20 protein-coding genes are annotated in these 24,253 nt (G+C 64.7%); 7 read left to right on the forward strand and 13 right to left on the reverse strand.

From position 1 onward, the window contains the following. Positions 1-4: 4 nt before the first annotated feature. Positions 5-4,126, reverse strand: a complete 4,122-nt coding sequence (locus tag NKH67_RS04960) for an AsmA family protein (RefSeq protein WP_352501031.1) — start codon at positions 4,124-4,126, stop codon at positions 5-7. Positions 4,127-4,220: 94 nt separating this feature from the next. Beyond that, positions 4,221-5,636 carry an FAD-binding oxidoreductase gene (locus NKH67_RS04965; RefSeq protein WP_352501032.1) on the reverse strand — a complete coding sequence of 472 codons (1,416 nt, stop codon included), beginning with the start codon at positions 5,634-5,636 and terminating at the stop codon, positions 4,221-4,223. A gap of 119 nt (positions 5,637-5,755) precedes the next feature. Here NKH67_RS04965 and NKH67_RS04970 point away from each other — a divergent pair, with 119 nt between their 5' ends. Beyond that, on the forward strand, positions 5,756-6,241 hold the full coding sequence (locus NKH67_RS04970; protein WP_352471602.1) for a thioesterase family protein: 486 nt from the start codon (positions 5,756-5,758) through the stop codon (positions 6,239-6,241). A 147-nt stretch (positions 6,242-6,388) separates the two neighbouring features. Next, positions 6,389-6,586, forward strand: coding sequence for a hypothetical protein (locus tag NKH67_RS04975; protein ID WP_023676715.1), 198 nt, complete (start codon positions 6,389-6,391; stop codon positions 6,584-6,586). A gap of 72 nt (positions 6,587-6,658) precedes the next feature. Here the strand turns inward: NKH67_RS04975 and NKH67_RS04980 are convergent, their stop codons facing one another. Continuing rightward, positions 6,659-7,138, reverse strand: a complete 480-nt coding sequence (locus tag NKH67_RS04980) for an Lrp/AsnC family transcriptional regulator (RefSeq protein ID WP_352501111.1) — start codon at positions 7,136-7,138, stop codon at positions 6,659-6,661. A 90-nt stretch (positions 7,139-7,228) separates the two neighbouring features. On the opposite strand from NKH67_RS04980, the gene NKH67_RS04985 reads away from it, so the two are divergent. Then, positions 7,229-8,137 (forward strand): EamA family transporter, encoded by a 909-nt coding sequence (locus NKH67_RS04985; RefSeq protein WP_352501033.1) that lies wholly within the window; start codon positions 7,229-7,231, stop codon positions 8,135-8,137. Here the strand turns inward: NKH67_RS04985 and NKH67_RS04990 are convergent, their stop codons facing one another. Next, positions 8,138-9,037, reverse strand: a complete 900-nt coding sequence (locus NKH67_RS04990; protein ID WP_352501034.1) for a dienelactone hydrolase family protein — start codon at positions 9,035-9,037, stop codon at positions 8,138-8,140. A 247-nt stretch (positions 9,038-9,284) separates the two neighbouring features. Here NKH67_RS04990 and NKH67_RS04995 point away from each other — a divergent pair, with 247 nt between their 5' ends. After that, positions 9,285-9,455 (forward strand): hypothetical protein, encoded by a 171-nt coding sequence (locus NKH67_RS04995; RefSeq protein ID WP_352471599.1) that lies wholly within the window; start codon positions 9,285-9,287, stop codon positions 9,453-9,455. A 9-nt stretch (positions 9,456-9,464) separates the two neighbouring features. Beyond that, on the forward strand, positions 9,465-9,896 hold the full coding sequence (locus tag NKH67_RS05000) for a hypothetical protein (protein ID WP_023676720.1): 432 nt from the start codon (positions 9,465-9,467) through the stop codon (positions 9,894-9,896). Positions 9,897-9,906: 10 nt separating this feature from the next. On the opposite strand, the gene NKH67_RS05005 is transcribed toward NKH67_RS05000, so the two are convergent. After that, positions 9,907-12,219, reverse strand: a complete 2,313-nt coding sequence (locus tag NKH67_RS05005) for a glucose/quinate/shikimate family membrane-bound PQQ-dependent dehydrogenase (protein WP_352501035.1) — start codon at positions 12,217-12,219, stop codon at positions 9,907-9,909. A gap of 252 nt (positions 12,220-12,471) precedes the next feature. Here NKH67_RS05005 and NKH67_RS05010 point away from each other — a divergent pair, with 252 nt between their 5' ends. Next, positions 12,472-15,195, forward strand: coding sequence for an ATP-dependent helicase (locus NKH67_RS05010; RefSeq protein ID WP_352501036.1), 2,724 nt, complete (start codon positions 12,472-12,474; stop codon positions 15,193-15,195). 12 nt (positions 15,196-15,207) lie between these two features. Here NKH67_RS05010 and NKH67_RS05015 read toward each other — a convergent pair whose 3' ends face one another. The 5 genes from NKH67_RS05015 to NKH67_RS05035 all read right to left on the reverse strand — a co-directional run bounded on the left by NKH67_RS05015 (position 15,208) and on the right by NKH67_RS05035 (position 20,256). Further along, positions 15,208-16,257, reverse strand: a complete 1,050-nt coding sequence (locus tag NKH67_RS05015) for an ABC transporter permease (RefSeq protein WP_352450091.1) — start codon at positions 16,255-16,257, stop codon at positions 15,208-15,210. Beyond that, positions 16,254-17,051: an ATP-binding cassette domain-containing protein gene (locus NKH67_RS05020; protein ID WP_352450092.1), complete on the reverse strand. Its 798-nt coding sequence runs from the start codon at positions 17,049-17,051 to the stop codon at positions 16,254-16,256. The genes NKH67_RS05015 and NKH67_RS05020 overlap by 4 nt, the downstream gene beginning before the upstream one ends. A gap of 86 nt (positions 17,052-17,137) precedes the next feature. Continuing rightward, positions 17,138-18,151, reverse strand: coding sequence for a substrate-binding domain-containing protein (locus tag NKH67_RS05025; protein WP_023676725.1), 1,014 nt, complete (start codon positions 18,149-18,151; stop codon positions 17,138-17,140). Between the two features lie 165 nt (positions 18,152-18,316). After that, positions 18,317-19,225 carry a sugar phosphate isomerase/epimerase family protein gene (locus NKH67_RS05030; protein WP_352501037.1) on the reverse strand — a complete coding sequence of 303 codons (909 nt, stop codon included), beginning with the start codon at positions 19,223-19,225 and terminating at the stop codon, positions 18,317-18,319. Further along, positions 19,222-20,256 carry a Gfo/Idh/MocA family protein gene (locus tag NKH67_RS05035; protein WP_352501038.1) on the reverse strand — a complete coding sequence of 345 codons (1,035 nt, stop codon included), beginning with the start codon at positions 20,254-20,256 and terminating at the stop codon, positions 19,222-19,224. The genes NKH67_RS05030 and NKH67_RS05035 overlap by 4 nt, the downstream gene beginning before the upstream one ends. A 196-nt stretch (positions 20,257-20,452) precedes the next feature. Between NKH67_RS05035 and NKH67_RS05040 the strand changes: the two genes are divergently transcribed. Beyond that, on the forward strand, positions 20,453-21,478 hold the full coding sequence (locus tag NKH67_RS05040; protein ID WP_352501039.1) for a LacI family DNA-binding transcriptional regulator: 1,026 nt from the start codon (positions 20,453-20,455) through the stop codon (positions 21,476-21,478). A gap of 10 nt (positions 21,479-21,488) precedes the next feature. Here the strand turns inward: NKH67_RS05040 and NKH67_RS05045 are convergent, their stop codons facing one another. Genes NKH67_RS05045 through NKH67_RS05055 form a run of 3 tightly spaced genes read right to left on the reverse strand, consistent with a single transcriptional unit; the run spans position 21,489 to position 24,252 of the window. Beyond that, complete coding sequence (locus NKH67_RS05045) at positions 21,489-22,406, reverse strand: ribokinase (protein WP_352501040.1); 918 nt, start codon at positions 22,404-22,406, stop codon at positions 21,489-21,491. Next, a complete protein-coding gene (locus NKH67_RS05050; RefSeq protein WP_023676730.1) occupies positions 22,403-23,278 on the reverse strand; it encodes a MurR/RpiR family transcriptional regulator in 876 nt (291 codons plus the stop codon). The genes NKH67_RS05045 and NKH67_RS05050 overlap by 4 nt, the downstream gene beginning before the upstream one ends. After that, the gene (locus tag NKH67_RS05055; RefSeq protein ID WP_352456543.1) at positions 23,275-24,252 is read right to left on the reverse strand and encodes an ABC transporter permease; all 978 of its coding nucleotides are present in this window, start codon (positions 24,250-24,252) and stop codon (positions 23,275-23,277) included. Before NKH67_RS05055 ends, NKH67_RS05050 begins: the two co-directional genes overlap by 4 nt. Position 24,253 lies beyond the last annotated feature (1 nt).

Here is a 24,253-nt window from a genome sequence, read left to right on the forward strand (position 1 = left end):
GCCGTCACCCGCCATTCAGCGATTTCAGCAGATCGTCGATCGACGAGGGATCGAGCTTGAGCTTTGGCGGGGGCTGCACTGGCGGTGGCACGTTGTTTGCGGCCGGTGGCTCCCGTTCCGCGCGCTCCGCCGCGGCCTTGCGTTCGGCGTCGAGCCTTGCCTTCTCTTCCGAGGCGATCCGCAACGCCTCTTCCGCCCTCTGGCGTTGCTGTTCTTCGGCCTGCGCTGCTTCCTCGGCAGCCTGTTGCGCCGCCTTGGCTTTGGCTTCGGCATCCGCTGCGGCCTTTGCAGCCGCCTCGGCTTTCGCCCTGGCCTCGGCTTCGGCTTTCGCCGCTGCATCCGCCTTTGCCTTGGCTTCAGCCTGCGCCCTGGCCTCCGCTTCGGCTTGGGCCTGCGCCTCAGCTTCGGCCTTTGCCTTGGCGTCCGCTTCAGCTTTCGCTTTGGCCTCAGCCTGCGCCCTCGCCTCGGCATCCGCCTGTGCCTTGGCGTCCGCTTCTGCCTTCGCCTTGGCTTCAGCCTGCGCCCTCGCCTCGGCTTCGGCCTGGGCCTGAGCCTCGGCTTCGGCCTTTGCCTTGGCGTCGGCCTCGGCCTTCAGCCGCGCTGCTTCCTGTTGCCTGCGCAGTTCCTCCGCCGCTCTTTCACGCTCGGTTTGCAGCGCAGCGTAGTAGCGCACCTCACGCCGCAGCCTTTGTTTCTCGAGCAGTGCGGCTTGCATGGCTTCGACCCGCTGCTGCTCCTTTTCCAGCGCACGCTGGGTCAGGAACTGTGCCAGCGGCTCGCTGTCGAACTGCCGCTTGGTGGCGCCAAACGGCCCGTCGACGCTGAAATTCAAAATCGGTTCGGAGCCGACCAGCGCCTCGTCGCCGGGCCGATAGGCGATCTCGCCCTTGGCATCGACGGTGCTGGTGTTCAGATCGGCGGTGATGTCAGCGGACAGCGTCGCGCCCGGGCTTTCGAATTTGACCGGCGGCGCCCTCAGCGTGCCGCCGGCGATGGTGAAGGCAATATCGGTGTCCTGCGCCGGAAAACTGCCCGCCGCGGCGATCTGCGGCACAAAGCCGGCAGTCTTCGAGGCGTCGATATCGCGCCCTATCGCATCGGCCTTGGCGATGAATGCGCCAAAGGCATCAGGATTGAAGCCGGCAATAGTCATGCCCTTGAGCGTTGCCGTGCCGGAACCGGACAGCGCCGCAACCATCGCGTCGACCGATTTGCCGCTGGTCGAAAGCGCCGTCGAGAACTCGCCGCTTCCGCTGATGCCGGCCTCCGGCAGCACGGCTGCCAGGTCGGCGCCGGCGAGTTTCATCTGACCGGAGAAAAGCCCGGTGCCGTCATTGTTCTTGAGCTCGAACAGGCCACTCAACGCGCCGCCGAGGAACTTTGCCTTGAGGTCAGACACGCGGATGCCCTCCTGGTCGAGCTGCAGCGACAACGCAGCGTCATAGGCGGTGGCAAGCGGGCCGGCGGCAAGCGACGCCGCCGTCAGATCGAGATCGGCGGTAAATGGCAGACTGGATTTCTGGCTGAACGGTGCCGTCGGCCAGGTCCTGTCATTGACAAGGAAGGCCTGGTCGCCGAACAGCATCACCGCCATCGGATCGAGGTCCAGCTCGTCCAGCGACAGCGCGCCGGCAAGATGCGGCAGCCCCTCTTTGATGTCGATATTTACGTCACCGGAAACCGCCGCTTCGTTGACGGCGCCGCTGAGGCCGCTCAGCACCAGGAGACCATTGCCGTAATCGGCATCGGCTGCAAGCGACGTCGACATGCCGGTGCCCATGCCGGGCAGGCCGACCCCGGTCGTCATCAACCATGGCTCGATGTCGGCCGTTTCAAGGCTGACCTTGCCCTTGGCGGCCGCGCCTTGAGGCGTGTCGGCAATTGTCCCGTCGAAACCAGCTTTGAAGTCATTGCCGGCTAGGCTGAATCGTGTCGCCAGGCCGCCGCCAAGCGTGCCTTTGGCCGAGACCTCGGTGGTCGCCTCGCCGAGCATGCCGAGTGGCAGCGCCGGCAAACCGTAAAGCGCCAGCAGCGCCGTGGCGTCGGCATTCCTTGCGTTGAAGGTCAGCGTCACCGGTGCTTCGAGAGGCCGGTCGAGCGCCCCTTTGCCGGATAACGACGCCGAAAAGGCCGAGCCACCGGCCTTGCCCTGTGCGCTCATTGCCAGTCCAGTCGTACCATCGCCATTGTCTGCGGCACTCGTGACCGCATCGATACGCGCATCCTGGAACAGCTCGGGATAGGCAGCAGCACGCTCCGCCAGGCCCTTCAGCAGTGCATTGCCGGGATAATGCTGGACGGCGACGTCGATCAGCGGCTTGAGGTCGACGGCGACCACCGAGGCGTCGAGCTTGCCGGTCGGGCTCGCCGGGAAATCCTTGATCCGGCCGGTGGCGCTGATCGAGGCGCCGGCAAGTCCGCCGACCGACAGTCGGTCGATCTCAAGCAGCCCCTCGCGCAATCTAAGCGCGGTGTCGACGCTATCGGCGGTCAACCCGCCGGCGCTGACCGGCCCGGCCTTGATCTGGAAATCGAGGTCGCGGTCGGAAAAGCGGTTGGCGCCCTTGTCGCTGACGAAGATCGAGGCGAAGGCGGCGAGCCCATCGACATCGAGTTCGCCACCTTCCAGTTGCATAAGCACCGATGGCCTTGTGTCGTCGGGCTGGCTGGAATCGATGCGGCCGGAGAACTTCGCCTTGCCGAGGATGAGTTCGAGATCGCTGAAGGCCTGGTGCTTCTCGCTCAAATCCACCTTGGCCTTGAAGCCGGCGGCCGGCAAGCGGCGGATCGCCTCGTCGACGTCCTTCGACAGCCATGCGGCGAAGCCGGAGGGCTGCGCCACCGCCAGAAGCAGCGATCCGGTGAAACCGAAATGGTCCTCGACGCTGACCATGCCGGTGGCTTCCAGCTTGGCGCGGCCGGGCAGCGTGGCGGCCAGCGATTTTACCGACCAGCCGCCCTCGGCTGGCTCGGCGGACAGGTGCACGTCGCGAACGGTGGTATCGCCTGCCACCACCGCCGGCAGTTTCACCTCGACCGTGCCCGGTATGGTCGGCTTCGGCAGATCGAGCAGCGCCTGCTCCAGCGCCGCCACCCGCTCGGACAGCGTCAATCCGGCACCGGCCGCCGCCCCCACGGCCTCGTCGAACTGCACCTGCGCGCCATTGGCCTCGATCGAGAAATGCGGCTTCAGCCCAAGGTCGACCGCAGCCTTGCCGTCGGCGGTGTAGGGATTGTCGCGTGGCCCGGTCTCGAAGCGGAATTCGTCGACGCCGAGCTTCTGGTGGTCGAGCGAAAACTTGCCGTTCAGCCTGAAGCCCGGGTCCGGTTTGCCGGCGCTGACTTTCAGCGCCTCGCCGCCGGTGCCCAGCTGCCGCGCCGCAGTCTGGTCTGCGCCCGATATCTTGAACTGGCCCGAATAGACGGCGGCGCCCTCGACGAGGCCCACATTGCCGTCGGTCTCGATGACCAGCGGATAGGCGTCCGGATCGGCCTTGAGCCTGAGCCGCATTTGCCCGTCCGGTTCGGCCTTGCCGGTGGAAGCGGCGATCGTGGTCCGCAACCCGTCCAGCAACAGCGAGCCGTCCAGCCGCCAGGGGCCGGCCAGCGACTTGGCCGAGATCGTCGAGTTGATCTCGGAAATAAGATGGCTGCGCCCGCCGGCGGCGTGGCTGAGCGCTATCTGTCCTTCCGTCACCGTCAGCTTCTCGATGGAGATCTGGCCGGGATCGAAGGGCGAGGACGGCCGTATCGTCCAGTCGACCGTGCCGTCGGCGGCGATGTCAATCGTCGCCTTCGGCCGCACCAGGCGCATGTCGAAGATCAGCACCTCGCCGCGCAGGAATGGCGCGAGTTCTGCATCCATCGAAAAGGTTTCGACGGTCATCGCCGGCTGGCCGTTAGGGCCACCGGCAACGGCGACGTTGGAAAAGGTCACCGAGGGGAACGGCAACAGCCTTGCCGTCGCATCGCCTCGCACGGTCACCTTGCGGCCCAGGACGGCACTCGCCTCGCGCTCGAAATCGGCACGGTAACCTGTCCAGTCGACAAAGTACGGCACCACCAGCGCCGCACACAGCACCAGCACGAGAAGCCCACCGAAGATCACGAACAGGCGTGCGAGCATGAACTCCTAGACAGTTGATAGTAAAGTCAGTGGCACTCTACCCGCATCAGCGTGTCGATAAAGAGGCAAATCGGGGCGCGGCAGCGGCCTGATGTCAGTCCTTTCCCGGCAGTATCTTCCCCGGGTTCATGATGTTCAGCGGATCGAGCGCCTGCTTGACCGTGCGCATGATGTCGACGCCATGGCCGAGCTCATGCCGCAGGAAGCCGATCTTGCCTTGCCCTATGCCATGCTCGCCAGTGCAGGTGCCGTCCATGGCGATGGCGCGCAAATTGAGCCGCGCCACGAATTTTTCCGCCAGCGCGATCTCTTTCGGGTCGTCCACGTCCATCAGCACCAACACATGGAAATTGCCGTCGCCGGCATGGCCGACGATCGGCGCGATCAGGCCCATCTCGGCGATATCCGCCTCGGTCTCGGTGACGCATTCGGCAAAGCGCGAGATCGGCACGCAGACATCGGTCGACAGGCCCTTGGCGCCCGGCCGTAGCGTCAGCGACGACCAGTAGGCATCGTGCCGGGCTTTCCACAATTTTGTCCGCTCTTCGGCGACGCTGGTCCACAGGAACGGACCGCCGCTATTTTCCTCGGCGATCATGCCGAAGGTCTCGGCCTGTTCGGCGACGCTGGCATCGCTGCCGTGGAACTCGACGAACAGGCACGGGCTCTCCGGATAGTCGAGCTTCGAATAGGTCTTCATCGCCCGCATCTGCAGCGCGTTGACCAATTCTATGCGCGCCACCGGAATGCCCATCTGGATGGTCGCGATCACCGCGTTGCACGCCGCCTCGAGGCTGGGAAACGGGCAGACGCCGCCTGAAATCGCCTGTGGAATGCCCTGCAGCTTCAAGGTCAGCTGGGTGATGATGCCAAGCGTGCCTTCCGAACCGATCAGCAGCCGCGTCAGATCATAGCCGGCCGAGCTCTTCTTGGCGCGCTTGCCGGTCGTCACTGCCTCGCCATCGGCCATCACCGCCGTCAGCGACAGGACGTTCTCGCGCATCGTGCCGTAGCGCACCGCGTTGGTGCCCGACGCACGCGTCGCCGCCATGCCGCCGAGCGAGGCGTTGGCACCCGGGTCGATCGGAAAGAACAGGCCGGTGTCGCGCAGGTGCCGGTTGAGATCATCGCGCGTCACGCCGGGCTCGACGGTGCAGTCGAGGTCCTGCGGATTGACCGCAATGATGCGGTTCATGCGTGACGTATCGAGCGAGATGCCGCCGCCCGGCGCATTGGTGTGGCCTTCCAGCGAGGAACCGACGCCAAAGGCGATCACCGGCACGCGATGCGCCGCGCATGCGCGCACGATCTCCTGCACCTCCTCCGTCGTCTCGGCAAAGGCGACGCCGTCCGGCGCCTGCGTCGGAATATAGGTCGTGGTGTGCGCGTGCTGGGCCCGGATCGCCTGGCCGGTCTGGAATCGCTCGCCGAGCCGCTGCTTGAGGATGCCGAGTACGGCGGCAATGCCTTCTTCGTTGCGCTCGACCGGATTGAGGTCGCTTAGAGCCATCGATTCCTCCGCGAATGGACCAGCGTCCACCCTTGTTCTGCATCTACGGATGCGTAGTCTCACCAACCACGCTCTGTCCAGTCCACGCTCATCCCGGCATGACGAGAAGGAAGTTTCCGATGCCCATCCCCGCCCCTTTCGTCTCCCGCGCCATGGACATCGAGGAGGCCTGGATCGACTACAACGGCCATCTCAACATGGCCTACTACAACGTGCTTTTCGATCGTTGCTCCGACGAAGCCTTCGAGATGATGGGGATGGGGCCGGATTACGTGAAAGAACGACGGCTGACCATCTACACGGCGGAAGTCCATGTCTGCTACGTCCAGGAGTTGCATCTCGACCACAAGGTCACCGTTTCGTTCCAGCTGCTGGACCATGACGAGAAGCGGCTGAGGGCCTATCAGGAAATCCGTCATGTCGACGGTTGGCTCGCCGCCACTTCAGAAACATTGTCGCTGCACGTCGACATGGCTGGCCCGAAGGTAGCGCCCTTCCCCGCCGACGTCCTGGCCAGGGTGGAAGCGATGCGCGCCGCCCATGCCGCCCTGCCGATGCCGGAGCGCGCCGGCCGCTCGATCGGTATTCGTCGTAAGCCGGCTTGAACCGCAACCCAACCGCCGTTAACCTTACCGAGGTTTTAACGTGAACAAGCCGAATTGAGACGTTGAACGACTCAGCGCGGCGTTGGAAAACCGTCCGCATCGAATTGCGATACGGGCGGCGGAGCAGCAGCGGTTCGGGGAACGTGCATGAAAACCGACATCAAGGTCGAGGCGGACAGGCTGGCGGCTGATCCACGCATCACCGACTATGATTTCTGGCGCTCGCTGAAGAACCTCAACAACGAGATCTTCCACATCGCCAACAACAACGAGCCGATCCCTTTCGCCATGATCCGCTGGCGCGCCATCCTGAAGCAGGCGCGGATGAAACGCGGCCACGCCTGAACGGTGGGGGAAGAAACAGACCGGCCGTCCGGTTTGCATTTCTGATGATGTGCTGACGAACGATCCCAAGCGTCACAGCTGGCGCTTCACCGCCCCCAGCGGCGATCGCGGCACCACGGGCGACGACTGGATGATCGCCGTATTGGTCATCGCGAACGGAATGATCCGGTCGATCACCCGCTCGAGCTCGGCCACCGAGGCGACATGCGCCAGCGCGATGAAACAGTCTTCACCGGTGACCCGGTCGCATTGGGCGATTTCCGGTAGGTCGCGGATGATTTCGGCCACGACAGCCAGTTGCCCCGGCACCGGCCTGATCCGCAGCCATGCCGACAGCTTCATGCCGAGCGCGGCCGGATTGATGCGCACCGTATAGGCCTCGATCACACCGCTTTCCTGCAGCCGCTTGATGCGCTCGGCAACGCTCGGCGCCGACAGGCCGACCGACCGCGCCAATTCGGCGGTGCTGGTGCGCGCGTCCTTTTCCAGCAGGCGCAGAATTTTCAGGTCCGCCGGATCCAGATCGCTATTTTCATTTCGAAAGCGTTTCAGCGGAATACTCCTTGCTTTCGGAAAGGAAATGGCCGAAATGCCCGGCAATTATCCATATCAATGGCAAAAATCGCCTGCGATACTGATCCCATGCAAGATCGGACGCAAGCCCCCGCAGCAAGTCCGGCACTCGCCGGCCCCGCCTTTATCTTGGCAAACGCAGTGCCGCCGCATCTCTGGTTCGGCGTCAGCGCCGTGTTCCACTATCTCGGACCGGCCTTGGCGGTGCTGCTGTTCCCGCATGTCGGCGTGCTGGGCATGGCTTGGCTGCGCATCGCCACCGCGGCACTCGTCTTTGCCCCATTGACCCGGCCATGGGCGGTCTTCGCCCGCGCCGATCGCTCGACGCGGTTGTTGCTTGTGGCTTTCGGCGTCTGCCTTGGGGTGATGAATTGCTCGTTTTACCTGGCGCTCGACCGGCTGCCGATCTCGCTGGTGGCGGCGATCGAATTCGTCGGCACCATCGGCGTTGCGCTTGTTGGCCTCAGAAGCCCGCGCAATATCGCCGCCCTCGCAATCGCTATCGCCGGCACCCTGTTGCTGATCGACGTCAAATGGTCGAGCGATCCCGTCGGCCTGTTCTGGGCCTTCCTCAACGGCACGCTGTTCGTTGGCTACATCGTGCTCGGCCACCGCGTCGCGCGCGGCGGCGCCGGCGATGGCATCGCCGGGCTGGGTGCCGCCATGGCGGTCGCCCTTCTCGTCGTTCTGCCGATCGGTTTCGCCGATGCACTGCCGGCTTTCTCGGCGCCGCCGCTGCTGCTTGCGGCGGTCGGCGTCGGCATCTGCTCGTCGGTCATTCCCTATATTTGCGACCAGCTTGCGATGTCGCGGCTGCCGCGCTCCAGCTTCGCGCTGATGCTGTCATTGCTGCCGGTCACCGCAACGTTGATCGGCGTCATCGTGCTGCGGCAGGTGCCGAGCCTCACCGACTGCCTTGGCATCGCCCTGGTGGTGGCCGGCGTCGCCCTTCACAAACCGGCGCCGGCGCCCACCTGATCAGGCCAGCTTCTCCTTGAGGAACGCGATCGTCCTGGCCCAGGCGAGGTCAGCCGCCTTCTTGTCATAGCGGGCCGCCGACGTTTCGTTGTTGAAGGCATGGTTGGCGCCTTCATAGACATAGACCGAGTATTCGACATGGGCCGCGTCGAGTGCCTTCTTGAAGGCATCGATGCCGGCATTGGTGCGGGTGTCGAGCCCGGCATAATGCAGCATGAGCGCGGCCTTGATCTTCGGCACGTCCTCGGCCTGTGGTTGCATGCCGTAATAGGCGACGGCGGCGGCGAGGTCCGGCGCGTTGACGGCCAGCATGTTCACCGTGCCGCCGCCCCAGCAGAAGCCGACAGCGCCGACCTTGCCGTTGCCGTCCTTGTAGCCTTTGAGGTAGGCGACGGTTGCCACGGCATTGGCGGCGACCTGTGCTGGATCGAGCTGGGAAAACAGGTCACGTGCCCTGTTTTCATCGTCCGGTGTGCCGCCGAGCGGTGTCATGAAGTCCGGCGCAAGCGCCACGAACCCTTCCAGCGCAACGCGCCGCGCCACATCGCGAATATGCGGGTTGAGACCCCTGTTCTCGTGCACCACGATGACGGTGCCAAGCTTACCGGTCTGGTCCGCCGGCCTGACCAGATAGCCCTTCATCTCGCCAGCGCTGCCGGGATAGCTGATGTCCTCGCCTTTCACACGCGGATCGTCTTCCGCCACGATTGCCGCCTGGGCCGAGTTCGCCGCCAGCAGCGGCGCGATCGCGGCAGCTGCCGCACCCGATCCGGCAAGCCTGGTCAACTGCTCCATGAAGCGCCGCCGGTCGAGCGTCAGATGGGTGTATTCGTCATAGGCATCGATCATCGCCTGGGTAATGACAGGCTCGGCGGCAGTCGGTCCGGCAGGTGTTGTCATGGCTTGCTCCTCGCCCCCCGCGGCAACATAGAGCCGAAGCTTGCCTGGTCCAGTCACGGCTGAGTGAGGCTGCCATAAGTCCCTGCACGAGGGCCGTGATGCCGCGCGCCGCACTGTCGTTAAATTTTGGTCCTTTGTGGCAATGCTAAATGCACGCACCACGATGTAAAAAGAAGTTACCGGGCTATGCCTCACTCGGGCCATTTGGCGAACGACAATGGCCATTTGGCGGGAAAAGAATGCCTGATTGACGACGAAGGAATATGCCATGACCTTTCCCTCCCCGCTTCTGGCAAGTGGGTTCGCCCTCGCCGCTATGGCTTTGCTGGCGCTGCGGTTCACTGCCTTCACCGCATTCAAACGATCGTTGATCAAAATCCGCGCCAACCGGCACCCGCCCGCAAACACCAAAGCGTGAGGAAAGGTCATGGACGTTCAGGACATCATCAACACCGTCTCCCAGAAATCCGGTCTCAACCAGGCTTTGACGGAAAAGATCGCCGGCACGATTTTCTCGGTGCTCGAACACGAGGCGGAAGGCACGACTCTGTCCAGCTTCTTCGCCAAGATCCCGGGAGCCGACGCCCTGGCCAAGCAATATGATGTCATGGCTCCCGGCGCAGCTTCCGGTGGTGGCCTCCTGTCCTCGCTGGAGGGCGCGCTCGGTGGCGCTCTCGGCGAAAAGACCGGCGCGCTGATCAACGGGGTCGCCATACTCAAGGCATCAGGCCTTACGCTCGCACAGATCAGCCAGGCCGGCACGATGCTGGTCCAGCAGGCCGAGACAGCCGCCGGCCCGCAGCTGACCAGTGAGGTACTTGCATCGGTACCCGACCTGAAAGGGCATCTCGGGCTCTGAAGGAACTTCTCTATTTCGGCAGCGTATAGGCCATCACATAGTCGCCCGGCTTGGTACCGACCGAGCCGTGGCCGCCGGCAACGATGACGACCAACTGGCGCCCGTCGGCTACCGTGTAGGTCATCGGTGTCGACTGCCCGCCCGCCGGCAGCCGCGCCTGCCAGAGCTGTTTGCCGGTCGTCAGGTCATAAGCGCGCACATAGTCGTCGACCGCCGCACCGAGGAAGGCGACGCCGCCGGCAGTGATCATCGGCCCGCCAATGCCGGGCACGCCGACCTTGAATGGCAGTGGCAATGGCGTCATGTCGTAGACGGTGCCGTTGCGATGCTTGTAGACGATCTTGCCGGTCCGAAGGTCGGCGCCCGCCACATAGCCCCAGGGCGGCGCCTGGCAGGGAATGCCGAGCGGCGACAGGAACGGCTTCAATATGACTGCGTAAGGCGCACCGTCATTGCGGTTCAGGCCCTGTTCGCTGCCCTTGGTGTCGCCGGGCGGCGGCACGTCGGCGCGCGGCACCAGCTTGGAGATGAACGCCAGGTATGTCGGCATGCCGAACATCACCTGCCGGACCGGATCGACTGCCACGCCGCCCCAGTTGAAGGTGCCGAAATTGCCGGGGTAGATCAGTGAGCCCTGCAGCGACGGCGGCGTGTAGCGGCCCTCATAGCGCAACTTCCGGAGCTCGATCCGGCAGGCCAGCTGGTCGAACATGGTAATGCCCCACATGTCGGCGCCGGTCAGCGGTTTCGGACTGAAGCTGAGGTCCGAGAGCGGCTGCGTCGGCGAGGTATGGTCGCCTTCGATCGCGCCGCCCGGCGCCGGCACTTCCTTGACCGGAACGATCGGCTCGCCGCTGCGCCGGTCGAGCACATAGAGGTCGCCCTGCTTGGTCGGCCCGACCAGCGCCGGCACCACGCCACTTTCCGTGGTGATGTCGACCAGCGTCGGCTGCGCCGGCACGTCCATGTCCCAGAGATCGTGGTGCACCGTCTGCCGCACCCAGCGCAATTGTCCGCTGTTGAGATCGAGCGCGGTGATCGAAGAGGAGAATTTCTCGTCATTGGCGCTGCGTCCGGCGCCGAGTTGGTCCGGCGTCTTGTTGCCGAGCGGCACATAAAGCAGCCCGAGCTTCTCGTCGACGCTCGCCGTCGACCACATGTTGGGTGAGTTGTTGGTGTAGGTCTGGTCCGGCGGCAGCGGCATCGTCTGGTCGGGATTGCCCGAATCCCAATTCCACAACAGCGCGCCGGTGTCGGCATCGTAGGCACGGATGACCCCGGACGGCTCCTGCGTCGAATAATTGTCGTTGACCGCGCCGCCGACGATGATCTTGTTGGCGACGATCAGCGGCGCCGAGGTCGAATAATAATAGCCCGGCTTCGGATATGGCATGTTGGCGAGCAGGTTCAGCGTGCCGCCTTCGGCGAAAGTCGGGCAGACCTGGCCATTCGCCGCATCGAGCGCGATCAGCCGGGCGTCGGATGTCGGCAGGTAGATGCGTGTGGCGCAGGGCTGGCCGGCGGCGACCTTGGCATCGGCATAATAGGCCACGCCGCGGCAGGTCTGGTGCTGGCGGTCCTTGTTGAGCTTGACCTGCGGATCGAAGCGCCATTTCTCCTTACCGCTCGCGGCATCGATGGCGATGGCGAAATTATGCGGCGTGCAGATGTAGAGCGTGTCGGCGATTTTTAGCGGCGTCACCTGATAGGTCGTCTCGCCGATGTCGTCGGGCCCTTTCACGTCGCCGGTGCGATAGGTCCAGGCCGGCTGCAGATTGGCAACGTTTTCGGCGGTGATCTGGTCGAGCGGCGAATAGCGCTGGCCGTATTGCGTGCGACCGTAATAGTGCCATTCGCCAGCCGGCACGTTGCCGCCAAGATCGGCCGTCGGCGTCACCTTGTCGGTGTTGAGTTCACCCGTAATATCCTTTGGATCGGTCGTCATCGAATAACCGGCGACGGCAAGCGATGCCAGTACGGCGAGGATAAGCGGTGCGCGTCCGTCGGGACCGGTAAGCCCGCGCCGCGCCCATGGCGTCAACAGCCATAGCGCGACAAGCACGATGATGCCGCCGCGCGGGCCGAGCTCCCACCAGTCGAAGCCGATCTCCCAAACCGCCCAGGCGAGCGTGCCGAGCACGATCGCCGCGTAGAGCCACAGCGCCGTGGATCTGCGCCTGTAGAGCAGCCAGGCCGCGACAAGGAAAGCTAGACCGACGATGACGTAGTACCAGCTGCCGCCCAGCGTCACGAGCCAGATGCCGCCGCCGCCAATCGCCAGGCCGATGAGGAAAAGGATCAGGGAGGTGATGACCACAGCCAAGACGGTGCTCCTTCGACTGGTGCGCTCCGCGACGCGTCCATGGGCAACCCCGCATTGCGTTCCTGCCCCCACGCAACTTTCTCCGGCCCGCTTCCACTGTCAAGCAAGCTCGGCGTTTTACGGTGCCGGCCCATCGCAAGCCCGGCGTTTTGGTTAGCAGACCCATCCAGATTGTGAGTCCACCGACTGGACAGAGAACAAAACGGAGACACTTCTGGCCTTTCGCTGCCGAATCACTACATTCGGGGGGAGATGTCCGGCTTTTCGGAAGACATGCCCTTTTTTGACGAACCGAACGCGCGGCCCGTGGCCCCGTCGGGCATTGCCGCGCGCGCCATGGCTGCCCGCAGCAACCAGAACAACGCGCCCGATTATCTCAACGGCCTCAACCCCGAGCAGCGGCTGGCGGTGGAAACCACCGAAGGCCCGGTGCTGGTGCTGGCCGGCGCCGGCACCGGCAAAACGCGCGTCCTGACCACCCGCATCGCCCACATCCTTGCCACCGGCAAGGCTTTCCCCTCGCAGATCCTCGCCGTCACCTTCACCAACAAGGCGGCGCGCGAGATGAAGCAGCGCATCGGCCTGTTGATCGGTGAAGGCAATGTCGAGGGCATGCCGTGGCTCGGCACCTTCCACTCGATTGGAGTGAAGCTGCTGCGCAGACATGCCGAGCTGGCCGGGCTCAAATCCGACTTCACCATTCTCGACACGGATGATGTCGTGCGCCTGATCAAGCAGCTTATCCAGGCCGAAGGGCTGGACGACAAGCGCTGGCCGGCCAAGCAGTTCGCCCAGATGATCGACGGCTGGAAGAACAAGGGCCTTGGCCCCGCCGACATCCCCGAGGGCGATGCCCGTGCCTTCGCCAACGGCAAGGGCCGCGAGCTCTACAAGGCCTATCAGGAGCGGCTGAAAACGCTGAACGCTTGCGACTTCGGCGATCTCCTGTGCCATCCGATCCGCATCTTCCGCGCCAATCCGGACGTGCTGAAGGAATACCACAAGCGCTTCCGCTACATCCTCGTCGACGAATATCAGGACACCAACACCGCCCAGTACATGTGGCTGCGGCTGCTGGCACAGCGGCCGCAATCCTCCCCCCTTGAGGGGGAGGTGCCCGCGAAGCGGGCGGAGGGGGTTGCCGCAGAAGGCACCGCTAGAGCGTCGAGCACTGCCGCCGGTAGGTCAAGCACTGCCGCACGGACCCCACCCGACCGGGCTTCGCCCGGCCACCCTCCCCTCAAGGGGGAGGGAAGCCCGCGCCTGTCCACCGTAAATATCTGCTGCGTCGGCGACGACGACCAGTCGATCTATGGCTGGCGCGGCGCCGAGGTCGACAACATCCTGCGCTTCGACAAGGATTTTCCCGGCGCCACCATCATCCGGCTGGAGCGCAACTATCGCTCGACCGCGCACATCCTCGGCACCGCCTCCCACCTCATCGCCCACAATGAGGGCCGCTTCGGCAAGACGCTGTTCACCGAAAAGATCGCCGAGGACGACGAGAAGGTGCATGTCCATGCCGCCTGGGATTCCGAAGAGGAGGCCCGCGCCGTCGGCGAGACCATCGAGGCTTATCAGCGCCAGAAGCACAATCTCAACGACATGGCGATCCTCGTCCGCGCCTCCTTCCAGATGCGCGAATTCGAGGACCGCTTCGTCACGCTCGGCCTCAACTACCGCGTCATCGGCGGCCCGCGCTTCTACGAGCGCCTCGAAATCCGCGATGCGCTGGCCTTCTTCCGCGTCGTCGCGCAAGGCGCCGACGACCTCGCCTTCGAGCGCATCGTCAACGTGCCGAAGCGCGGCCTTGGCGAGGCCACCATCCGCCAGATCCACGACACCGCACGCGCCCTGCGCATCCCGATGCTGGAGGCGGCGGCAAAACTCGCCGAAAGCGACGAGTTGAAGCCGAAGCCGCGCGCCGCACTGCGCGAGGTATCGGCCAATTTCGAGCGCTGGCAGAAGGCGCTGGAAACCACGCCGCACACCGAGCTCGCCGAGACCATTCTCGAGGAGAGCGGCTACACCGACATGTGGAAGAACGACCGCTCGGTTGAAGCGCCCGGCCGGCTCGAGAACTTAAAAGAACTGATCCGCTCCATGGAGGAGTACGAATCGCTGCGCTCCTTCCTCGAACACGTCGCACTCGTCATGGACGCCGAGCAGAACGCCGAGCTCGACGCCGTTAACATCATGACGCTGCATTCGGCCAAGGGCCTCGAATTCGAGACCGTTTTTCTCCCTGGTTGGGAGGAAGGTCTTTTTCCGCACCAGCGCTCGCTCGACGAGGGTGGCCGCTCCGGGCTGGAGGAGGAGCGCCGGCTTGCCTATGTCGGCTTGACCCGCGCCAAGAAGAACCTGCACATCTGGTTCGTCTCCAACCGCCGCATCCACGGCCTCTGGCAGTCGACCATCCCGTCACGCTTCCTCGACGAGTTGCCGGAAGCCCATGTCGAGGTCGCCGAGAGCGGCAACAGCTACGGCGGTTACGGCAATTCCTACGGCGGCGGCTCGTTCGCCTCCGGTCGCGGCGGCCAAGGGGCAGGCAGGCAGAACCCCTATGGAGCATCGCGCTTCGACAACATTGGCGGCAATAACGGTGCTGAAAAATCCGGCGCTTTCTCCAGCACCTATGCGACACCGGGCTGGCAGCGCGCCCAAGCCAACCGCACCGAGGCCACCGACCGCAATTGGGGCACGCGCTCCGGCCACCAGGTCGAGCGCATCGGCTATGGCGAAACCGACTCCGGCTACGGCGCCGGCCGCACCTCGGTCAAGGGCCGCACAATCGACGGCGAGCTGGTCGCCAAATCCGTCGCCGACACGCCGTCCCCCTTCAGCGTCGGCGACCGCGTCTTCCACCAGAAATTCGGCAACGGCAACATCTCGGCCATCGAAGGCAACAAGCTGACCATCGACTTCGACAAAGCCGGCCAGAAACGCGTGCTGGACGGGTTTGTCACCGGGGTGTGAGGCCGCCGGGCGCTAGCGATACCGCGCCTGGTTCCACTTATGGCCGAGCAGCGACAGGATGATGATCAGGCCGTTGAAGAACTGGACATAGAAGCCGCTCAGGCCTGCCGCCACCACGCCGGTCTGGATGAACGAGACGGTGACCGCGCCGATCGCGCCGCCGACAACAGTGCCGATGCCGCCCCAGGTCGGGGTGCCGCCGACGAACACCGATGCCAGCACCGGCAGCAGATAGCCGTCGCCGGCGGTCGGCCACCAGGTGAAGTTGATCATCACCGAGAACGTGCCGGCGATTGCCGCGCCGATGCCGACGAAGACGAACACTTTTACGCGCACGCGCTTGACGTCGATACCCATCTGCTGGGCGCTGTCTGGATTGTCGCCGACCACCTTGACCTGGGCACCGAAGCGATGGCGGTTGTAAAGCAGCGCCGACAGCACGACGAAGCCGATGGCCCAGAAGATCTGCACCGGAATGCCGTAAAGCTGGCTGGAGAAGATCTTGTAGGCCCAGCTGTCGGCAAGGCCGGTCAGCGCCGTTGACCTGCCCTCGTTGATGATCTGGATCAGGCCGCGCAGCAGGAAATTCATGCCGAGCGTGGCGATCAGCGACGACAGCCCGCCATAGACGACCAGCGAGCCGACCAGGAAGCCGAGCAGCATGCCGGTGACGATTGCGGCGGCGATGCCGAGGAACGGGTCGTAGCCAGCCTGCACGACCAGCGCAAACACCCAGGAGGCAAAGCCCATCGTCGCCGGAAACGACAGGTCGATCTCGCCGCAAGTGACGACGAAGACCAGCGGCACCACCACGAACAGCGCCACCGGCAGCGTGGTGAGTACGGAGCTGTAGAGATACCAGGTGGTGAACACGATCGGGTTGGCGATCATGAACACCGCCATCATGACGATGAACACGGCAAGCGTGCCGAGCGCGGCGCGGTTGTCGAGGATGAACCCGCGCAGCCAATTGTCGGACGGGTGTCTCCACTCTTTCCCGGCGGCCTCATTATGCGTGCCGCCGAGGGGGCTCTGCAGATCGGGTTCCATGGTCTTGCTCATCGTGCCGCCCTCCCCGCATCGCCCGCGTCGTGCAACCCCGGCAATCCGCTGGGGTGGGCGACGTCTTCCATGAAATTGATCAGGTCTTCGGCCGATTTGACCTCGCTGCGGTCGGCGGTGAGCGCGACCTTGCCGCGGTCCAGCACCACGAAGCGATCGGCGATATCGAAGACGTGGTGGATGTTGTGGCCGATGAACAGGATCGAGCGCCCGCTCGCCCGCACCTGGCGCACGAAGTGGAAGACCTTGGCGGTCTCGGTCAGCGATAGCGCGGTCGTCGGTTCGTCGAGGACTATCAGCTCCGCCTTCTTATAGATGGCCCGCGCGATCGCCACGCCCTGTCGTTCGCCGCCCGAGAGCTGGCCGACGATCGACTGTGGCGTGAACACTTTCGAGGTGAAGCCGATCTCGCGCATCAGCCGGCTCGCCTCCGCGATCTCCTTGTTGACCTTCAGCCAGCCAAGCCAGCCGGTGAGCTCGCGGCCCATGAAGATGTTGCGCACGATCGTCTGCTGCACAGCGAGCGCCCGGTCCTGGAACACCGTCTCGATGCCGGCGTCGCGCGAGCGCGCAGGGCTCCATCCGGTCACCGGCTTGCCGCGGACGAGAATCTCGCCGCTAGTCGGTTTGACCACGCCGGACAGGATCTTGATCAGCGTCGACTTGCCGGCGCCATTATCGCCGATCAGGCCGACCACCTCGCCTCGATCGACGCTGAGATTGACCCCGCCAAGCGCATAGACCTGGCCATAGGACTTGCTGATGTCGCGCAGTTCGATAATGCGTTCGGCCATGGCGATCCTCGCTTGATTGTCGCGTGCCGGCCTTTTCGCCGGCGGTCCCGCCGGCCGGGCTCGATCCCGGCCGGCGGCTTGGGAGGTCAGCGCAGCGCCTGCTTGGCGAGCTCGGCGACGATCTCGTAATTCTGCGGCGTGACGAAGCCGGCGCCGGTATCGACATTCATCGGTGCGAGACCCAGCACAACCTGCTGGCAGAGGCTGAGGATCGGCAGATAGCCCTGCAGGAACGGCTGCTGGTCGGCCGTCAGTTGCACCCAGCCGCCCTTGAAGCCCTCGACGATCTGCGGGCTGGTGTCGAAGCCGAAGTTGAAGATATCGCCCGGCTTCCTGCCCGCCGCCTGCATGTAAGTCGGGACGTTGCCCAGCATCTGTCCGCCGGGATAGCCAACCGCCTTGACGTCGGGATTGTTGAGCAGTGCCGCGGTGATCACCGGAAGGGCCAGATTGGGGTCGGAAGCCCATTCGCCGCTCGGTGGCGAGGAGAGCTGTATGACCTCGACGCCCGCTTCCTTGAGGGCAGCGACAGTGCCGCGTTCTCGCGCGCCGCGGCTCTCGTTCTCGAACGGGCCGATCATGATTGCCTTGTCGCCGGCCTTGAGCCCGGCCAGCTTGACCGCCTCGGCGCCAAGCGCGCGGCCCTGCTGCTCCTGCTGGGCACCGACATAGCCGCCGCCGAACGCCGCCGTGACCGTCGGCACCGGCACGTTCTGGTACATCATCTTGATGCCGTCCTTGTGCGCCTGTTCGGCCAGCGGCATGATCGCGGCGTCGCCGGGGTGGCCCATCATGGCGATGCCTTGGGGCTTGACCGCGACAGCCTCGCGCAATTGCTGCACCATCTTCTCGACATCCCACTGGGAAAAGATGTAGTCGACCTTCGGCCCGAGATCGGCCGCCGCCTGCTTGGCACCATTATAGACGATCGTGCCGAAGGCATCGCCCTCGGCGCCGCCGACGAAGAAACGGATATGGACATCCTTGCACCACTGGGCATCGAGCGCCTGCGCCGGCAAGGTCGAGAGTGCGGCGGCGAGCGCCATCGCGGCCGCCGCGACGGTCGAGCGCAGAACTGTCCTTCTCATCGTAATGCTCATGCACTTATCCTCCCTTTGTTCCCTCGCTAGCCGAGGGGTTTTGACGATCGCTTCGGCATTGCGCCGCAATCTTTCGCTGGCCGGCACCTCCCGCCGGCTTGTCCTGTTTTTATGCATGTCGTTATCGCAAAACCGCTGGGCACTTTTGCGCGACATGCATTAGCCTCACACCGGGTTCGGCAGATAGCTCGCGCCTCCCCGGCATTTTTGGAGATAATCCAGTGCCCGCGCCTGGCCGGTGATCTCGAGATCGCCGCGGTAGACCGGGTCGTGCCAGCCCTCAATGTCGATGGCACCTTTGTAGCCGGCCAGCCGCAGCTCGCTGATCACCCGCGTCCAGTCGCTATCGCCGAAGCCAGGGGTGCGCATCTGCACGAACGGCAGGCGACCGAACACGCCGTGTTCGCGGATCACGTCCCAGCGCACCGTCGCGTCCTTACCGTGGACGTGGAAGATACGCGGCGCCCATTTGCGGATCTGCGGGATCGGATCGATCAGATAGACCAGCTGGTGGCAGGGCTCCCACTCCAGGCCGAGATTGTCGTCCGGCAATTCGTTGAACATCAGCTCCCAGGCGTCCGGATTGTGGGCGATGTTCCAGTCGCCGCTGGCCCAGTTGCCGTCCATGGCGCAATTCTCGAACGCGATGCGGACGCCCTCGTCGGCGGCGCGCTTGGCGAGCGGCCCCCAGACCTCGCGGAAACGCGGCAGGCTGTCGTGCAGCGGCTTGCCGCGGATGCGGCCGGTGAAGCCGCTGACCATGTTGGTGCCGAACAGATGCGCGTTGTCGATGATCGTTTCCCAGGCCTGGAGGACGCCGCGATCGACTTCGCCGCTCTCCAGCGGATTGCCGAACACGCCGATCGACGAGACGACGACATCGGCATCGCCGATCGCCTCGCGGATCTCGCCCGCCAGCCGCGGAATGTCCTTGCCGCCCAGCGTCTGCCAGAAGAACGGCTGGATGCTCTCGAAGCCGAGCGGCAGGATCTGCCTGACATAGGCAGCCGGGTCGTCGAGATTGGCCCGCACCATTGTGCCGATCCTGATGTCGAGCAGCGGGTTTGGCATCATGATCCTTCCTGTGAGGCGATAGCGACCAGGCGCCCGGTTTCGGCGCTCTCGATCGCAGCGAAAACCATGGCCAGGCTCTTGATGTTGTCGGCGCCGCGCGTCTCCGGCGCGGTGCCAGTCTCGACGGCGCGGACGAAATCCTGGATGATGCCGAGATGGCCGCCGACGCGATCTGCCGGGTCGAGCGGCGGCACGGCTATCGATTCGGTGCGGTCGAACAGGCCTTCACGGACCGGCCGCACGACTTCCGCCTTCAACCCGTCCGCGCCGTCCCAGACAATGCTGCCGCGCTCGGCGACGATCCGCCATGCACTGTCCCAGCTGGTACGGAAGCCGGCCGCGCACCAGCTGCCGGCATAGGTGAACAGCTTGCCGCCGCCGAGGTCGAAGCTTGCGGCTGCCGACGACCCTTGCCGATACCAGGAGTTGGCCGGCTCCCACTCCTGGCAATAGACGCCGGCCGGTTCGCCGGCCACCATGTAGCGGGCCGCATCGAATGTGTGGATCGCCATATCGAGCAGCAGCACATGGCGCATCTCTTCGCGAAAACCGCCGAAATGCGGCGCAACGAAGAAATCGGCGTGGATGCTGGTTGGCGCACCAATGGCGCCGGAATCGAGAAAGCGCCGGATGCGCCTGACATTGGCGACATAGCGGCGGTTCTGCACGACGGCATGGATGCGGCCGGCGCTGCGGGCCGCCTCGACAATGGCACGCGCATTGTCCGGGCTGTCGGCCAGCGGCTTTTCGGTCAAGAGATGGCAATGGTGGGCAAAGGCGGAAAGCGCGACCTCGCGGCGGGCGGCGGGAACCACGACGTCGAATACCGCGTCGGGCCTGGTCTGGTCGAGCACGGCGTCGAGCTCGGTTCCGATGACGGCGCCGGAAAGCTCGTATTCGCGCGCCCTTGCCCGCGCCCTTTCGGCGTCGAGATCAACCAGGCCGACAATGGCGAGCCCGTCGATCTGCTTGGCCGCATCGAGCCAGGCCTTGCTCATCGCGCCGCAGCCGACCAGGACGACATTGATCATCCAGCACTCCTCCCTCTCGGCCCCTCCAGACCGATCGTCACGGCGTTCACGGCAGGGCCGCAAACGTTTCTTCCGTAAACGTTTACGAGAACACACCCGATGGCGTAGAATGTCAATTGGCCGATAGCGAAAAACGTGATGCCGGCTTGGCCTGAAGAGCGGCCGGTGCTAGCCAAGCAAGGGGGAGAACTGTCCTTTGGCGTCCAGTATTCACGACCTTGCGCGTCACCTGAATATTTCCATCGGCACGGTGTCGCGCGCGCTCAACGGCCGCGCCGACGTCAATGCCGACACACGCCAGCGCGTGCTCGATGCGGCCAAGAAGCTGAACTATTCACCGAACCAGTCCGGCCGCAGCCTGCGGCGCGGCGCCACCCATTCGATCGCCTTCATGCTGCAGCCGCATCCGGGCGACCAGGAATATGGCGAGCCGTTCTTCATTCCGTTCCTGACCGGGTTGCAGGCCAAGCTCGCCGAAAGCGGCCTTGACCTGATCGTAGTGATGGGCGCGCCGGGCGACTATCAGCAGGAGCGCCTGCGCCGTGTCGTCGAGACGCGGCGGGCCGATGCGGTGGTGCTGGCCTGGACGCGGCGCGAGGACGAGCGCATCGACTATCTGACCCAGGCCGGTTTCCCGTTCGCGACGCTCGGCCGCAGCCGCTCCGGCGGCGATGCCTATCCCTCGCTCGACCTCGATTTCGAAAAAGCCGGGGCTGACGCGGTCGATCGTCTCGTCGCGCGCGGTCATCGCCGCATCGCCGCCATCCGCCCGTCGCTCGACCTCAATTTCGGCTATCTGTTCCTCGCCGGCTATCGCAAGGCGTTGCGGCGGCACGGCATCGAATTCGACCCCGAGTTGATCGCCGACGGCTTCATCAACGAGGCCGGCGGCTACGCGGTGACGCCGAAGGTCATGCGCTCCAAGGACCCGCCGACGGCCATCATCTTCAACAACGACGCGATGGCGCTTGGCGGCTGCAAGGCTCTGGCCGAGGCGGGCATCAGGCCCGGCCACGACGTTGCGGTGATCGTCATCGTCGACACCCCGCTCTGCCGCTATTTTTCGCCGGCGCTGACCGGCTTCCGCCCGGCGCTCGAGCCGATGGGCGAGCGGTTGGCCGAAATGCTGCTGGCATCGATCCCGGCTTACGCCGGCGCCGAAGGCGCACGCATCATCCGTGAAGTCTGGCCACTGGAACTGATCGCGCGCGACAGCGATTGAATCGCGGCGGTCACTGAGCAGGCTCAGATTGATCAAGACCCCCGCGCCCGCGCTTCGGCGTTGCGACCAGCGAGGCAGCGGCGGCATTGGCGGCGCCAAGTGCCGCCTCGACGGGCTCTCCACGCGCAAGCCCCGCCGCAAAGGCGCCGACGAATTCATCACCGGCACCGTGGGTGCTGACCACCTCCACCGGCATCGCCGGCAAGGCGAATGCCTGGCCGTCGCGGCCGCAATACGCAACGCCCTCGCCGCCGGCCGTGACGATTGCAGCCGGATAGAAACCGACGAGCATGCCGGCCGCCTTCGCAGCACCCTCGAGCGTGTCGACGACCGAAACGCCGGCCAGGAACTCCGCCTCGATGGCGTTGACGACGACGATGTCGGTGAGCGCGATCAGCTCGGCGGAGAGGTTTCGGGCGGGTGCCGCGTTGAGGAGGACGCGGCCGCCAAACGCCTTCACCGCTCGCGCCGCGGCAATGTTGGCGGCTTCCGGTACCTCGTTTTGCAGCAGCAGAACCGCCGTTTGCGCGATCAGCTCGGCCGCCTCAGTAATGTCCTTTTCGCCGAGAGTGAGATTGCTGCCCGAGACGATCACCGCGCCATAGTCGCCGCTGTCGTCGAAAATCGCTACGCTCATGCCCGAGCCGGCGCCCGAAGCCACTCCCACGAAGCGCTGGTCGACGCCGTTGCGATCAAGATTGTCGAGAAGCGCGCGGCCGAAATCATCGTCGCCGACAGCTCCGATCATCGCCGCACGCACGCCGGCCCGCGCTGCCGACACCGCCTGGTTGCCGCCCTTGCCGCCGCATTTCGGATGCCAGGCATGGCCGGTGACCGTTTCGCCCTTGCGTGGGCGATCGGGGGCTTCGACCATGATGTCGTAATGCAGGCTGCCGAATACGGTCACCAGCGGCGGGGAAGCCGTCATGTGCCCTTGTCTTTCCGTTTCGACGTCACCGCAGACATGGTGCGGCCGAGATTGCGCTCCGCCGCCTGGTAGTCGCGTTGCGCGACCGCGACGAACAGCGCGTCGAGAATGTTGAGCTGGGCAATGCGGGCCGCTGCGTTCTCACCCATCAACGGCGAGCCTTGCGCGGTCGAGCAAAGCACGATGTCGGCGACGGCTGCCAATGGCGAGTTGTCATAGTTGGTGATGGCCAGCGTACGCGCGCCGCTTTTGCGCGCAAGTTGGATGGCGTCGATGACGGCGCTCGTGTTGCCGGAATGCGAGAAGCCGACAGCAATGTCGTCGGCGCCGAGCAGCGAGGCCGACATCAGCATCATGTGCGAATCGTCGTAGACAGAGGTGCGGATGCCGATGCGCAGGAATTTGTGCGAGACGTCGCGTGCGATCTGCGCCGAACCGCCGACGCCGTAGAAATCGCGGTTCCTGGCGCGGTAAAGCAGATCGGCGGCACGGTCGAAATCGTCCATGTCGAGGATGGCGAGCGTCTCCTCCAGCGCCTGGATAGAGGTGCGGAACACCTTCTGCACGATCTCGGCCGAACTGTCGTCCACCGACAGCTCCTGATGCATCTCGGCGGTCGGCAGGCGGCTGTATTCATAGACCGCCGTGCGAAAGTCGCGATAGCCGGAAAAACCCAGTTTCTTGGCGATCTTGACCACCATCGCCTCTGAAACACCGGCCTCCTCGGCGATCTGCTTGAGCGGTATGGTCTCGTCGAAGCCGCGCCGTCCGAAGACGGTTTCAACCACCTTCGCCTCGAGCGGCGTCAGATGCGGCATCATCATGCGAATGCGCGGTCCTACTGCTTTCAGGTCCAGCCCGGTCAAGGTCATCCACGTCCCCTCGTCACGCGATCGATAAGCATCGCGGCGAGGATTATAAGGCCAGTTGCCAGGAGCTGATAGAAGGACTGCACGTTCATCAGCGTCAGGCCGTTGCGCATGCTGCCAAGGATGACGGCACCCAGGATGGTGCCGACGACGCTGCCCTTGCCGCCCATCAGCGAGGCGCCGCCGATCGCCGCCGCTGCTATGGCGTCGAGCTCCCAGAGATTGCCCAGAATGGGTTCGGCCGCACCCAGCCGGCCGATCAGGATCTGCGCTGCAAGCGCTGCCAGCAGGCCCGAGATCATATAGGCGGCGATCTTAGTGCGGGCGATCGGCACGCCGGCTATGTAGGCCGCCTCCTCATTGCCGCCGACGGCGAGCAGATATTCGCCAAACGGCGTCTTCTTGAGGATGATCCAGGCAATCAGCGCGACCACGGCCACGATGATGACCGCCAACGGCAATCCGAACAGCGAGCCGTTGAAGATAGCACGGAAGCCGGCAGGCAGGCCAAGCACCGGATTGCCGCCGGTATAGATCAGCGCCAGCGCCCGGTAGGTGCTGAGCGTTCCCAGCGTGACGATGAAGGGCTGCAGCCCGACATAGGCAACCAGCACGCCGTTGAGCAGTCCGCAGGCGAGGCCGATGGCGAAGCCGGCGGCGATGGCCAGCGGAAACGGCACACCGGCAACCAGCATCGAGGCCGAGATGACCGCCGAAAGGGCTGCCGTCGGCCCGACGGACAGGTCGATGCCGCCCGAGATGATGACCAGCGTCATGCCCAACGCCAGGCAGGCATTGATGCTCGATTGCTGCAGGATGTTGATCAGGTTGCGCTCGGCAAAGAAGCCGGGGACCAGCGCCCCGAAGACGGCGAGGATCACCACCAGGCCGATCAGCGTGCCGGCGTCGCGCACGGAAAACCGGTGCAGGAAATCTGCCCTTGGGCGCGCTGCTGTGTGTTGGGTTATATCGGTCATC

Source organism: Mesorhizobium sp. M0968, from assembly GCF_040319065.1.
Taxonomy (GTDB): Bacteria; Pseudomonadota; Alphaproteobacteria; order Rhizobiales; family Rhizobiaceae; genus Mesorhizobium.

What these genes read in the sequence shown, in the direction of transcription:
- NKH67_RS05045 (WP_352501040.1), bottom strand. Translation starts at nt 22,406, where the DNA reads ATGACGGCTTCCCCGCCGCTGGTGACCGTATTCGGCAGCCTGCATTAC.
- NKH67_RS05050 (WP_023676730.1), bottom strand. Translation starts at nt 23,278, where the DNA reads ATGACCTTGACCGGGCTGGACCTGAAAGCAGTAGGACCGCGCATTCGC.
- NKH67_RS04960 (WP_352501031.1), bottom strand. Translation starts at nt 4,126, where the DNA reads ATGCTCGCACGCCTGTTCGTGATCTTCGGTGGGCTTCTCGTGCTGGTG.
- NKH67_RS05000 (WP_023676720.1), top strand. Translation starts at nt 9,465, where the DNA reads ATGGACGTTCAGGACATCATCAACACCGTCTCCCAGAAATCCGGTCTC.
- NKH67_RS05030 (WP_352501037.1), bottom strand. Translation starts at nt 19,225, where the DNA reads ATGATGCCAAACCCGCTGCTCGACATCAGGATCGGCACAATGGTGCGG.
- NKH67_RS04970 (WP_352471602.1), top strand. Translation starts at nt 5,756, where the DNA reads ATGCCCATCCCCGCCCCTTTCGTCTCCCGCGCCATGGACATCGAGGAG.
- NKH67_RS05025 (WP_023676725.1), bottom strand. Translation starts at nt 18,151, where the DNA reads ATGAGCATTACGATGAGAAGGACAGTTCTGCGCTCGACCGTCGCGGCG.
- NKH67_RS04965 (WP_352501032.1), bottom strand. Translation starts at nt 5,636, where the DNA reads ATGGCTCTAAGCGACCTCAATCCGGTCGAGCGCAACGAAGAAGGCATT.
- NKH67_RS04985 (WP_352501033.1), top strand. Translation starts at nt 7,229, where the DNA reads ATGCAAGATCGGACGCAAGCCCCCGCAGCAAGTCCGGCACTCGCCGGC.
- NKH67_RS05020 (WP_352450092.1), bottom strand. Translation starts at nt 17,051, where the DNA reads ATGGCCGAACGCATTATCGAACTGCGCGACATCAGCAAGTCCTATGGC.
- NKH67_RS04990 (WP_352501034.1), bottom strand. Translation starts at nt 9,037, where the DNA reads ATGACAACACCTGCCGGACCGACTGCCGCCGAGCCTGTCATTACCCAG.
- NKH67_RS04975 (WP_023676715.1), top strand. Translation starts at nt 6,389, where the DNA reads ATGAAAACCGACATCAAGGTCGAGGCGGACAGGCTGGCGGCTGATCCA.
- NKH67_RS05010 (WP_352501036.1), top strand. Translation starts at nt 12,472, where the DNA reads ATGTCCGGCTTTTCGGAAGACATGCCCTTTTTTGACGAACCGAACGCG.
- NKH67_RS05035 (WP_352501038.1), bottom strand. Translation starts at nt 20,256, where the DNA reads ATGATCAATGTCGTCCTGGTCGGCTGCGGCGCGATGAGCAAGGCCTGG.
- NKH67_RS05055 (WP_352456543.1), bottom strand. Translation starts at nt 24,252, where the DNA reads ATGACCGATATAACCCAACACACAGCAGCGCGCCCAAGGGCAGATTTC.
- NKH67_RS05015 (WP_352450091.1), bottom strand. Translation starts at nt 16,257, where the DNA reads ATGAGCAAGACCATGGAACCCGATCTGCAGAGCCCCCTCGGCGGCACG.